At 42.9% G+C, this 11,770-nt stretch carries 12 protein-coding genes; 7 read left to right on the top strand and 5 right to left on the bottom strand.

Translation table 11 applies throughout. The features are described 5' to 3' along the window. The first annotated feature begins 55 nt into the window (after nt 1-55). Both AC29Z1_RS03395 and AC29Z1_RS03390 read left to right on the top strand, forming a co-directional pair. Entirely contained in the window at nt 56-607 is a 552-nt protein-coding gene (locus AC29Z1_RS03395) for a 50S ribosomal protein L25 (RefSeq protein WP_488270051.1), read from the top strand. A 79-nt stretch (nt 608-686) separates the two neighbouring features. After that, nucleotides 687-1,751, top strand: coding sequence for a type I phosphomannose isomerase catalytic subunit (locus AC29Z1_RS03390; protein ID WP_488270050.1), 1,065 nt, complete (start codon nt 687-689; stop codon nt 1,749-1,751). On the opposite strand, the gene AC29Z1_RS03385 is transcribed toward AC29Z1_RS03390, so the two are convergent. From AC29Z1_RS03385 to AC29Z1_RS03370, 4 genes are all read right to left on the bottom strand, one after another. Next, nucleotides 1,730-2,500: a HEAT repeat domain-containing protein gene (locus tag AC29Z1_RS03385; protein WP_488270055.1), complete on the bottom strand. Its 771-nt coding sequence runs from the start codon at nt 2,498-2,500 to the stop codon at nt 1,730-1,732. The two genes, AC29Z1_RS03390 and AC29Z1_RS03385, sit on opposite strands and share 22 nt — an antisense overlap. After that, on the bottom strand, nt 2,488-3,153 hold the full coding sequence (locus AC29Z1_RS03380; RefSeq protein WP_488270049.1) for a tetratricopeptide repeat protein: 666 nt from the start codon (nt 3,151-3,153) through the stop codon (nt 2,488-2,490). The genes AC29Z1_RS03385 and AC29Z1_RS03380 overlap by 13 nt, the downstream gene beginning before the upstream one ends. Nucleotides 3,154-3,252: 99 nt before the next feature. Continuing rightward, nucleotides 3,253-3,714 carry a winged helix-turn-helix domain-containing protein gene (locus AC29Z1_RS03375; protein ID WP_488270048.1) on the bottom strand — a complete coding sequence of 154 codons (462 nt, stop codon included), beginning with the start codon at nt 3,712-3,714 and terminating at the stop codon, nt 3,253-3,255. Then, nucleotides 3,711-4,505 (bottom strand): AAA family ATPase, encoded by a 795-nt coding sequence (locus tag AC29Z1_RS03370; protein ID WP_488270047.1) that lies wholly within the window; start codon nt 4,503-4,505, stop codon nt 3,711-3,713. The genes AC29Z1_RS03375 and AC29Z1_RS03370 overlap by 4 nt, the downstream gene beginning before the upstream one ends. Before the next feature lie 324 nt (nt 4,506-4,829). Between AC29Z1_RS03370 and AC29Z1_RS03365 the strand changes: the two genes are divergently transcribed. The 4 genes from AC29Z1_RS03365 (at nt 4,830) to AC29Z1_RS03350 (ending at nt 10,446) form a co-directional block, all read left to right on the top strand. After that, complete coding sequence (locus AC29Z1_RS03365; protein WP_488270046.1) at nt 4,830-5,276, top strand: hypothetical protein; 447 nt, start codon at nt 4,830-4,832, stop codon at nt 5,274-5,276. 146 nt (nt 5,277-5,422) lie between these two features. Continuing rightward, on the top strand, nt 5,423-6,355 hold the full coding sequence (locus AC29Z1_RS03360; RefSeq protein WP_488270045.1) for a CsgG/HfaB family protein: 933 nt from the start codon (nt 5,423-5,425) through the stop codon (nt 6,353-6,355). A gap of 883 nt (nt 6,356-7,238) precedes the next feature. After that, nucleotides 7,239-8,507: a multidrug effflux MFS transporter gene (locus tag AC29Z1_RS03355; protein WP_488270044.1), complete on the top strand. Its 1,269-nt coding sequence runs from the start codon at nt 7,239-7,241 to the stop codon at nt 8,505-8,507. A 460-nt stretch (nt 8,508-8,967) separates the two neighbouring features. Then, nucleotides 8,968-10,446 (top strand): Lsa family ABC-F type ribosomal protection protein, encoded by a 1,479-nt coding sequence (locus tag AC29Z1_RS03350; RefSeq protein WP_488270043.1) that lies wholly within the window; start codon nt 8,968-8,970, stop codon nt 10,444-10,446. 72 nt (nt 10,447-10,518) lie between these two features. On the opposite strand, the gene AC29Z1_RS03345 is transcribed toward AC29Z1_RS03350, so the two are convergent. Further along, a complete protein-coding gene (locus AC29Z1_RS03345; protein WP_488270042.1) occupies nt 10,519-10,938 on the bottom strand; it encodes an EVE domain-containing protein in 420 nt (139 codons plus the stop codon). Nucleotides 10,939-11,152: 214 nt separating this feature from the next. On the opposite strand from AC29Z1_RS03345, the gene AC29Z1_RS03340 reads away from it, so the two are divergent. Next, nucleotides 11,153-11,770: PhnD/SsuA/transferrin family substrate-binding protein (locus AC29Z1_RS03340; RefSeq protein WP_488270041.1), on the top strand; the 618-nt coding region annotated here is incomplete at its 3' end.

Here is an 11,770-nt window from a genome sequence, read left to right as displayed (position 1 = left end):
CATGATGTTTATCATTCTGAAAAATGTAATTTTTTAGAAGGAGGTAATGTATGCCATGAGTGAATGTATAAGAGCAATTCCTCGAACGGAGAAAGCGAATAAGGTAAGAAGGGACGGATTTGTGCCAGGAGTAGTATATGGCGGGAATTTAGCTGGTTCTCAGCCGGTAAAGTTTGAAGAAAGACGGCTAAAAAAATTGCTGCGTCATACTTATGATCCCAGAATCCAGGTAAAAATAAATAATGAAATTACTCCTTGCGTTGTCCAAGAAGTACAAAGGGATTTGATAACCGGCAAGCTAATTCATATAGCCTTGCAAGTTATCGATGATAACACCCCCTTGAAAATAAGCGTTCCTGTAGTATTTATCGGACAAGATATTCTACAGAGGAGAAGTTTGGCATTACAGGTAGCTAGACCGGAAATTATGATCCGGGGAAGACAGAAAACGCTCCCAGAATATGTGGAAGTTGATGTTAGCACCAAGCGGTTAGGAGAAAAAATAACTGTTGCTGACATAACACTAAATAATAATGTTAGAGTAATTAATGCCGCAACTGAAGTTTTGGCAGTAGTAACCCAAGCTAAATTAGGATTGGCAAGTTAACTTTGTGGGGGATAGACCGTAAGCTTTATCGTCAAGCTTAGGTTTAGCCCCCTTACTATCATATTTTGGAGGAAGAATTATGTTATATCCGTTAAAGTTGACGCCAATATACAAGCAATCACTCTGGGGTGGCCGCACGTTGGAAAAATTTGGGCGCAGGCTACCTGAGGGCAAGATTGGTGAGAGTTGGGAAGTATCCTGCCATCCTGACGGAGTAAACGTTATTGCTAATGGTAAGTATATCGGCATACCGCTTACAGATTGGATTAAAGCCTATAAAGAGAAAGCGGTAGGACATGATATTTATAGTAAATATGCAACCCATTTTCCTATACTGATCAAACTTATTGATGCCAGTGACAAGTTGTCGGTGCAAGTGCATCCTTCCGACGAAATGGCCAAACAGTTGGAAAACGAAATCTACGGAAAAAATGAAATGTGGTACATTCTTGCAGCAGAACCTGGTGCCAAAATTGTATATGATTTCAAGCCAGGATTTACGCGTTCAGAGGTTAATCGGTATATTAAAGAACAACGTTTTGAAAACTGGCTGAACTATATAGATGTTGAAGCAACCGACGTTGTATATGTGCCTGCCGGTACGGTACATTCCTTGGGGGCAGGAATCGTGGCATTAGAAATTCAGCAGAATTCGAATATAACCTATCGCATGTATGACTATAATCGGGTGACCTCATCCGGAAAGCCGCGCCCGCTGGATATTGAAAAAGCATTGAAAGCCATGAACGATCAACCCAATGCCATACAGGGAAAAATTCGCGGATTGCGGCGGATTGTTAATTCCCATTTGTCGGTAACGTTTTTAGTGGCAAATGAATATTTCGCTGTAGAACGTTATGAACTTGACGGCAATATGGAGCAAACCACCGATGGTGAGTTTTCCATTTATTCAATTATTGCTGGCAAAGGTGAATTGATTTTTCACAAAGATTCCTTACCTGTTCAGGCTGTTGAGTCAGTGATAGTACCGGCGGCACTCGGCAAATACCAGTTTTGGTGGAAACTAACTATGATAAGGACATATGTTCCCCAAAGCAAGAAGCAGATAATCGACCCGCTGACACGGGCTGGCTATACCTATGCTGAGATCATGAAAAATATTTATGGTAAATTATCAGCGTAATTTTCCTGATAGGGGATAAGCCAAAGATAATCCAACTGCTCCAGGTAATCTCCGTGGTAAAGTTTCACTGCTTCTTCTAGATGTGTGGCTGACTCTTTTGGGGTGATGTTCTTGCGCAGTCCGGCTGAGAGTAGGTTTTGAAACTTCTGCCGATCACAGGAAAACAATTCTGCCCGGAGCTGATAGCGTTTGCTACAGTATAGTATAGAGTCTGGATAGCCAAGCTTATCCAGAAGTCGGCGTAAATAATACAATGTGGTGTGGAAGATGGCATTGGCGTTATCTGGTTTATCGTCAGGCCACAAATCTTCCAGAATTCTTTCTTTGCTTATCGGATCTTCAACATGGACAAGATATGCGAGCAAGTCGCGGGTTTTGGCGGTGCGCCAATGAATATTGCTGATTTCCGTCCCTTGCTTAAACAGTCGAAAGGTACCAAGGGTAACGAAGTACAAGTGTTTGCTGGTGGTCGCGGCATCACCCCAAATAGTTGGGATAGCAAGGTGCGGAGCGGCTAACCATGCAGCCTGTCGTACTTCCGGATCGGTGTCGTTTACTAGTGAGCGGACAGTTTTTTTCGCCTGGGTTCCGCCGATTTCTATCAAGGGAGCGATTACCCGCAGTCGCACTTTCGCCTCCTTATGATCAGCCAGTTCGAGCAGGAAGGGTAGCGCCCGTTCGCCCAGTCGGATGAGGGTGCGATGAATAAATGTTACTTCAATCCCTTCTTCCATTCCTAGTTTGAGCACTGGATGCAAAGTGGCGTGGTGGGTGAGAAAGGTCGTGCTTCTGACAGTGCCTCTTCCGCTTTGGCCCGGGCTTCGATCCAGCGGTTTTGAAGTCCTAGGCACTGGGCCCAAAGAACCGGGTTCAGAACCAGAAAAAAACGATCCCCGTTGTTTTCCCGGATGAGCAGGATAGCCTGGTTATAATACTTTTCGGCTAATTGCCAATTGCCGTAGTCGGCATAAAGGCTGGCCAACTGCGCGTATGCAGAGGGGAGGGCTTCAGTAATGCCGAAGTTTTCCCTTATAACTACACTGCGCTTAGCATGTTCCAACGCTTGCTCTAACTCTCCCCAGTCCTGTAATATGGCGGGAATGTTATCTTGCATGTAGAAAATGGGTACGACATGTTCTGGCAGTAAATGTGCCGCCTTGCGGTAGGCCTGGAGAGCTTTTGCATAGTTGCCTTGCACATAATAAATATTGCCTAGGCCTTCTAATGTATGGACCATTGCATAGGTATCGCCATTTTGCTGTGCCGCTGCGTAGCTGGCGGTTAAAAGCTTTTCCGCTTCGGCATAACTTCCTGTGAAAAATAAACTAAGTGATTTTTCCATAGCCAGATCAAAGCGGCAGTCATTATGAGTGCTGGTTGCTTGCGGTGAAAGCTGCTCCAATAGATTCAGACTATTGGCATGACGACCACGGCCCCGCAGAATGCGGGCCTGGAGTATGCGGGTTTCTATAAGTCCTTCTTTTTCATTAGTTTCACTAAACTACGTCGCCGCTTGCGTTGCCCACATTTCCGCTTCGTCCAATAGGCCGCGATGGGCTTCAATCTTGGCCTGGAAAAGGCATAACCAGGGGTCGGCAGGTATTTGCTTGGTCAGCGGCTTTAGCCAACGGGCCACTGTTTGCCAGCAACCGCGGCGAAATAGTTCAGGACTGGCTTCTTTGATCAGAGACAGGGCATCAGCATGAGCACTGGCGGCTATAAAATACTCTATGGCCTGGTCTGGTTCCCCAGCTTCTCTGGCCAGCTCTCCGGCGCGTTTTTGCAACGCCTTACGTTTATTTCCCAAGCGATTTTGGAGAAAATCGCGAAAGAGTTGATGGTAGCGATAGGCTTTTTGGTGTCCTGCCAGTGGGATGAGAAATAACTGTTGCTTTTTTAGGTAATCCAATACTTGGTCTGAGTCTGTTCTTGTCAGCAGCCGGTCGCAAATGGTGGGGGTCATGACATCCAACACCCGGTGGTCAGAAGAAACTCCTGTATTTCTTTGGTTTGTCGGTCAAAGACCTCGGCCGCCAGAAAATCATATATTCTTTTTGTATCATGGCCAACCAGGAACTCATTCAGAGTCAAGGGCGATTCTCCGGCCAGTCCAATAGCCATCGGCCAGCCATTGGTTTTGTGCTCCAGTGTTTCAATGACCTTTTCCGATATATCTGGACAGGTAATGGATAAGAAGGCTGCGATTTCCTGGCGGGAAAAGCGCAGGGCTTCCATATCAAGACTTGTGACCAATCCTTGCAAACCAAGACGAGAAACGGAAAAAGGCAGTGCGGTTCTGGTGGCGATAATTACATGGATACTGGCGGGAAGGCTATTATGTAGAAAACTTAAAATCAAATTGTGGATTAACGGATTGTTTACAAGATGGTAGTCGTCCAATGCGATGACCAAGGCGGAGCTAGCTTGCTCGGCAAGACTGTTGACCAAAGTGATGGCCAGTAGGCGTTGGCGGGCGCTGATATCGCCTTGAGCAATCAGGGGTAATATTTCCGCGCCGAAACCGGGAATGTGCCGTTGTATTCCTGCCAAAAGATATTGCAAAAATAAAGCCGGGTCATTATCGTATTCGTCCAGTTGATACCATACCAGCGGCTTGCCGATGTGGACAGCTAATTGACGCATCAACGCCGTTTTGCCATAGCCAGCAGGCGCAGTAAGCACTATTGCCCTCCGGGATTCCCTGCTGGTAATAATTGTAACAAGCGTGGTCGTTCGATCAGGATTGTTCCGCATAGGGCGGGGACAGTTTACTGCATAGAAGTTCAGGCAACGGTGAACACCTCCTTGGGAGGTAGAGATGAATAATATTGTATTACTCTGTGTTTAACACAAAAACCTTTTTTCGTTGTTTGAATACAAAATTTTATTTTTGCTGGATTAAAGCCATTTATATTAGGTTAGCAAGAGTTATAGCCCTGTAAGGGCTGTCTCAAATGATTGTATGAGACAGCCTTTTTTATATGTTTAGTTTTTGTTTAGTTTTTTTTGAGAATTGACTGGTAAAATAGCATTATTCTGAATAATTATGAAAGTTCTGGTAATGAATGGAGGGGTTGCATGGATAGTTTGGAACAAAAAATGAATGAAATCTTTATTGAACGGTTGCCGGGATTACCTGTCACTATGAAGGAGACTGTAGCAAAAATTTATCCGTGGATTATGATAATATTTGGCGTGTTAGGATTGCTAGCCTGGCTTTATCCAGTACGGTTTTTCTTCGGTTCCTACGGATTGTATCCGTCCATGTACAGTCAGGGTTTTTTCCACCTATTCATGATGGCTTACTACGTTATTACGCTGATTGTACAGGTTATGGTCATTTATGGCGGCTACCTGATGATAAACCAGCAGTATAAAGGCTGGCGAATCGCATTCTATGCTTTACTTATCGGATGTATTTCCCATTTGCTTTCTTTCAGCTTTTTTGGCGTGGCGGTGGATGTACTTTTCTTCTATCTGCTTTTCCAGATTAAAGACTATTTTCAAGACCAGATTGCTGCCTGAATGGTAAAGCCTATTTGGCAGTAGCCTTGAACAGATCGCAGAGGACAGGTTGTACATCGACAAAGCTACGACCATTTAAACCTATGAGGGAGGCAGTCATTAACAAAGCAGACATCTTTATTCAGCCACGAGGAGGTAATATCAGGGTGAAAAATCAAATAGGAAGATCAATGGCTATTACTATTATCCTGTTATTTGTGCTTACTGTTGTTGTAGCGCCGCAAACGGCATCTGCGTCTGCAGCCGGCGGGCTGCGTTACACCGTCACCGTTTCCAAGTTTGAGAATCAGGCTGGCTGGTCTGGTCAATGGGATATCGGCGATGCCTGGGGCATGGTGCTTACTGACGTTCTTAACCAAAGCGGCCGCTTTATTGTTCTTGGTGAGAAAGACATGCGCCAGGAAGCACTGGAAGAACAGGACTTTGCCAGTTCTGGCCGGACAGTGCAAGGGGGAAAGACCCCTGTAACTGGCCAGATGACACCAGCTCGGATACTGGTTAAAGGAGCCATAACCCATGTCCAGGATACTGGCCGTTCAGGCGGCGGTGTTAATATTAAGGGAATAACGCTGGGAGCCAGTGGCGGCAAGGCAGAGGTCAATATCACCATGTATATGATTGACTCCACGACCGGCCAGGTGCTTGCTTCCACTAGTGTTGTAGGAAAATCCACCAGCAGCAGTCTTGGTATAGGCTACTACGGATCGAAATGGTCAGGCACATATGCCAACTTCCAGAAAAGCAATGTCGGCAAAGCCATACAGGATGCGGTAGAACAGGGCTGTCAATGGATGATCGCGCAATTGCCTAATATTCCCTGGTCAGGAACCGTAACACGAGTAATTGGTGATACTGTATATATGAATCGCGGCAGCCGGGAAGGCGTAAGCGTTGGGCAACTATTTACCGTCGGTAACTCGGACATTATACGGGACCCTGACACGGGTGAAGTTCTTGATGAAACCATCCACGAGGTGGCTCGCATTCAAGTTATCTCAGTCAAAGAAAAACTTTCGATTTGTAAGGTTGTTAGCGGTGACCCGGGAGCCATTGCCATAAAGATGAAAATTCAACCCTAAAATGAATATATCGGTAAACAAACGGTAACTTCCGGGTCATCTCGTCTAACGTAAGGGAAAAAAACGTAAAGCCGGTGAGCCATCAATGCTCAGCGGCTTTACTATTTACAGGTTAAATTCCTTGTGTTTATTAAACGTTAGTCTTAAAAGTAAAAGGTAATCAGGTATTACATAGCGAAAAGAAATAATGGGCGTTTTTGGTAATGCTGGTTACCAAAAATAATGCAGCAATAGCTTGGTTTCGAGAATATTGCTGGTATTATCTGCAGAAAAAGGGAGAGGATTCATTATGACAACAGACGTACTACAACATGCAGAACAAGCCAATTCCAAGAAGGTTGGCTGGAAGCCTTTATCAAACAGGATGTGCTTAATTTTTTGATAAGCCATAACCTCCAGGCAATTACTGTAGATGATGGTGCCGGTAAAAAGGGCGTCATTAAACGTACAAGTAAAGGTGACTTTTCCGTACAGATTACTTCTAACGAAATATTGTAAACCCAGCGGACAGTCATCGTATAGGGAGCCGTAACGGGTAACTCGGCTTTTCCTATGAACTCCTCTTATACTGGCAAAACATTGTTTCAGAATAAGAAACATGTTCTGCGGTGATGAGGAGTTTTTTTCTCGACTTATTTTTGTTGTAAGATGTATTTTACCATGCGCAGCATCCTTGCAATCAATAGTCTTAAAAGCGTATAATTACTGTTGCTAGCTTTTTTCCTGCTGTATTTTGTGAGTTGGGACAGATGGGCAGGCAAGAAATGAGTTATGTTTTGCAGATGTCTATTGTTGTGAATCATGCAATATTTTTTGGTATACATAGACGCTGCAAAACATTAGTATTAAAAATGAATTTTAAACTAGTTTGGGAGAATCGTATATGAATAAACCAGAGGTAATGAACCCATCAGTAACACAGAAATATTTAGGTACTGCAGGTCTTACAGCTTTCATTACGTTAATGAATATGTTTATTCCGCTTTCAACAGATCTGTATTTACCGGCACTGCCTTCTATGGGGAAGAACTTTGATTGTGATGCTGCGATCATTAATTTGACATTAAGTTCGTTCTTTTTCTTTTACGCAATAGGTATGCTGATATGGGGTCCCCTAAGTGACAAATATGGACGTAAGCCGATTCTGCTTGCAGGCAATTGGATGTATCTCTTAAGTAGTGTTTTTTGTGCCACAGCGGACAATGTTTATTGGCTAATTGCGGCAAGGGCCTTCCAGGGAATTGGGGCTGGTGGTGTTACATCCGTCTCTGTTGCGATGATTAAGGACTGTTTTTCCGGCAAAAAAAGAGAAAGTATTCTGGCAATCACGCAATCCATGTCAGCCCTTGCGCCCATGCTGGCCCCGATTATTGGCGTTTTCATTATCCAGTACGTTGGCTGGAGGGGGACTTTCTGGACGTTAGGCCTCATTGCTGTAGTCAATCTCGTGTTGACGCTGTTATACCAGGAAACGCTAAAAGAGCAGGAAAGAAACCAGGGTAATATTCTGGCAGCACTGGGCCGTTTGGTGGTTGTCGCCAGGAATAAGAGCTTTTTTATTCCGGCTGTTATCTTTTCGTTAAGTGCTTTCCCGTTTATGGGGTATATTGCTGTTTCTTCGTATATTTATATTAATTATTTCGGGATCAGTGAACTGGAATACAGCTATTTCTTTGCCATTAATGCCTGTTTATCAATTGCCGGGCCATTTATCTATGTTCGATTTTTAAGCGGCTGTAAGAAAAACACGGTTGCCATAGGGGCGTTCGGCTTAAGCCTGGTAAGCGGCCTTTTGGTAATGACTATCGGTACCTTATCGCCAGTTGCGTTTTTGCTTTCGTTTATTATCATGTCGCTCACTGGTGCGGCAATACGTCCCTTTAGTACTAATATTCTCTTTGATCAACTCAAAGGGGACACCGGTTCGGCGGTGTCTTTGATGGGAATATTGTTTACTGTCATGGGCAGTGGCGGTATGGTAGTAGCTTCCATGCCATGGGGCAATATTGTAGTCGGTCTAGGGGCTATTATGGCGATATTTTCTGCTCTGGCATTGATAAGCTGGTATCTATTTATGAAATCAGATATTCCTTTTATAGGCATAAAAAATACTTGTTCGCAGCAAGTCGACCCTATAAGAAATGTGATTTAATATCATATCTATATACATTCCAAGTTAGATTTTCTGACAGTGAAAACAGGTCTTACATGCAGAGTGCAATGGTTGAGACCTGTTTGTTTTTGTAATAAAGCTCCAGAAACCTATATGGCGGTAGAGTATATTACTGCAAGCAATGTCAGGAAAGGTACATAACATGCTGGTTCCATTTGTTGCGTTTTAGGGTACAGTATGATATTATATTTTTATAAAAAATAATGATTGGGAGCTGAAAAGATGAAGTAATCTTTCTTGCTAATGTTTAACAGCATAGTAGGGTATAAGCGGCAAATACCGCTTGTTTTGCTATGCTTATGCAAGAAAGATACTATTCTTTTCACTCGAAATATATCCTCGCCATGCCTAATGGGGGCTTGGCTTTGTGCTGTATTTTTGAGCTGCAAGGAATTGTTCTTTCTTGCAGCTCTATATTTTTTATGCAGGAGGATATCTTATGTCTTTAATCAGTGTTACCAATCTAACTTTTGCTTATGATGGCAGTTATGATAACATATTCGAAAACGTGAGTTTTCAAATAGATACCGATTGGAAATTAGGTTTCACGGGAAGAAATGGCAGGGGAAAAACTACATTTCTCCATTTGTTGCTTGGCAAATATGAATACAGCGGCAATATATCAGCATCTGTGAACTTTGAGTATTTTCCATTCCAGGTAACTAACCCGGAAGATAACACTATTGATGTAATTGAAAGCATCTATCCAGATTATCTTCATTGGCAGGTTATGCGTGAACTTTCTTTACTGCAAGTTTCTGAGGATGTGTTATATCGTCCTTTTCATACACTCTCCCACGGGGAACAAACTAAGATATTGCTTGCTACTTTATTTCTTAAAGAAAATAGTTTCTTATTAATTGATGAACCAACAAACCACCTGGATATGCATGCCAGAAAAATTGTCAGTGACTATCTCCGAACGAAACGCGGCTATATTTTGCTATCTCATGATAGAGCATTTCTTGATAATTGCATTGACCACATTCTTTCTATTAATAAAGCCAATATCGAAATTCAAAAAGGCAATTTTTCGTCATGGTGGGAAAATAAACAAAGACAAGACCAATTTGAACTAGCCGAAAACGAAAAATTGAAAAAAGAAATTGCGCACTTGTCAGCTGCCGCCAAACGTACATCGACTTGGTCGGACAAAGTGGAAAAAACAAAAAAGGGGACTAAAAACTCCGGGATTAAGCCAGATAAGGGTTTTATCGGTCATAAATCTGCCAAGATGATGAAACGTTCCAAAACAATAGAAGCAAGACAGCAAGCGGCTATGGCCAGCAAGTCTAAGCTGCTTAAAAATATTGAAAGCTCTGAACGGTTAAAACTTTCTCAGCTTGCATTTCATACAGATCGCCTTGTGGAGCTTACAGATATAGCGATATGTTATAGTGAAAAGCCTGCCTGTGAGGGAGTAAGTTTTACTATTGAGCAGGGTGACAGAATCGCGCTTTGCGGTAATAATGGATCAGGCAAGTCGAGTGTTATTAAACTGATTTGCGGTGAACCCCTTTCATATACAGGTAGTTTCAAAAAGGCAAGCCAGCTGAAAATATCCTATGTTCCGCAGGATACCTCTTTTCTTCAGGGCAGTTTAACCGATTATGCTGCAGCGAATCAGATTGATGAAAGTCTGTTTAAGGCGATTTTAAGAAAACTTGATTTTGCAAGGGTTCAATTTGAAAAAGATATGGCTGATTTTAGTGCTGGACAAAAGAAAAAAGTACTGCTTGCCAAAAGTCTCTGTGAGAAAGCGCATTTGTATATCTGGGACGAACCGCTTAATTTTATCGATGTGATTTCGCGTATGCAAATAGAAGAGTTGCTGCTTTCATACTCTCCCACGATTTTGTTTGTAGAGCATGATCGTGAGTTTTGCAACAATATTGCAACCAAAGTTGTTACACTGTAGGGTGCATACAACTTACAGCGGAAAATAGCTCTAATCCTTGTTTCTTCAAGGAATAGGGCCTTGCTTTTTATCTTATGAGAATGCCGCTTGTTTGGACAGTTTTTGAATGAGATGCCAATGGGTTTCAGAAACCGGCATGACCGATAAGCGGGATTGACGAACAAGTTCCCAATCGGCAAAGTCAGGTATAGATTTAATCTCATGCAGGGTAACCGGACGTTGTAAGCGGTAATGCGGGATGACATCAATCGTGAAAAACCGTGGATCAGAAGCCGTGGGATCAGGGTAGGGTTCAGAGACTGCTTCGGCTACACCGACAATGGCTTTCTCCTTGCCAGAATGATAGATATAAATGAGGTCACCAGGCTTCATGCTTTTTATATGTTTGGCAGCCGTGTAATTCCGAACCCCATCCCACATATCTTTTTTTAAGCGCTCCAGATCATCGTAACTAAAAGTGGTAGGTTCTGTTTTGGCCAGCCAAAAGGACATAGGTTGTACCTCCTGTTGTTTGATTAGTCTTATTATATAGTCAGTTGCACAAAAATATCAAAGTTTGTCTAGTGTAATGTCCCGAGACGGGGACGGAGAAATCGTTATTATTTTACAATCATATAATTCAGTAATTTTGAGAGGAATTACTGCTCTTCAAGGAGAAGTGATAATAAAAGTTGACAAAAAAAATTTCTTCTTTGGGAGGTTGAATATGGAGCGAAAGGTTTGGCGGCGGTTTGCTTGTTTGCTTATTATGATGATAGCAATCTGCAGCTTAACGGGGTGTAGTTCTTTCCTGAATACGAACAGGTACATCAACTTTAATGATGTAGAAATGCCGCCGGCCATAGATACCGATAACGCCGATTCTCAGGCTTTGCGGGTGGCGATTTCCTCTGTGTTATTACCGCAGGAGACGGTATTGCATTATCGCAATATTGCTGAGTATCTTGGCAAGCAGGTAGACAGGCCAGTTATTCTGATTCAACGTAAAAGTTATGCCGAAATTGCCCTGCTGCTTTTAAATGGTGGAGCAGATATCGCCTTCTTCTCTGCTGGGGAATACGCAAACTATAGCGGTTTTGACGAGATTGAGATGTTGGCTGCATTACAACGGATGGGTCGGCCGTATTATCAGGGATATCTTCTGGTATCCAAAGATAGCCAAATCAATGATATAACTGATCTTAAAGGTAAGACTGTTGCTTTTACAGATCCGCTTAGTTATTCCGGCTATACCTTTCTAGTGCAAATGCTTCGGCAAATGAACCAGACTCCAGAAACCTTTTTTGGACGCTACATTTATACGTACAATCATGATAAATCTTTC

It is taken from the genome of Sporomusa sp., from assembly GCF_057736855.1.
The sequence above is the reverse complement of the archived record's forward strand: the minus strand, read 5'-3'. Positions and strand labels throughout refer to the sequence as shown.

Excerpts from the sequence above, each read along its gene's own strand:
- AC29Z1_RS03395 (WP_488270051.1), top strand. The coding sequence starts at position 56 with ATGAGTGAATGTATAAGAGCAATTCCTCGAACGGAGAAAGCGAATAAG.
- AC29Z1_RS03390 (WP_488270050.1), top strand. The coding sequence starts at position 687 with ATGTTATATCCGTTAAAGTTGACGCCAATATACAAGCAATCACTCTGG.
- AC29Z1_RS03375 (WP_488270048.1), bottom strand. The coding sequence starts at position 3,714 with ATGACCCCCACCATTTGCGACCGGCTGCTGACAAGAACAGACTCAGAC.
- AC29Z1_RS03370 (WP_488270047.1), bottom strand. The coding sequence starts at position 4,505 with ATGCGGAACAATCCTGATCGAACGACCACGCTTGTTACAATTATTACC.
- AC29Z1_RS03365 (WP_488270046.1), top strand. The coding sequence starts at position 4,830 with ATGGATAGTTTGGAACAAAAAATGAATGAAATCTTTATTGAACGGTTG.
- AC29Z1_RS03355 (WP_488270044.1), top strand. The coding sequence starts at position 7,239 with ATGAATAAACCAGAGGTAATGAACCCATCAGTAACACAGAAATATTTA.
- AC29Z1_RS03350 (WP_488270043.1), top strand. The coding sequence starts at position 8,968 with ATGTCTTTAATCAGTGTTACCAATCTAACTTTTGCTTATGATGGCAGT.
- AC29Z1_RS03345 (WP_488270042.1), bottom strand. The coding sequence starts at position 10,938 with ATGTCCTTTTGGCTGGCCAAAACAGAACCTACCACTTTTAGTTACGAT.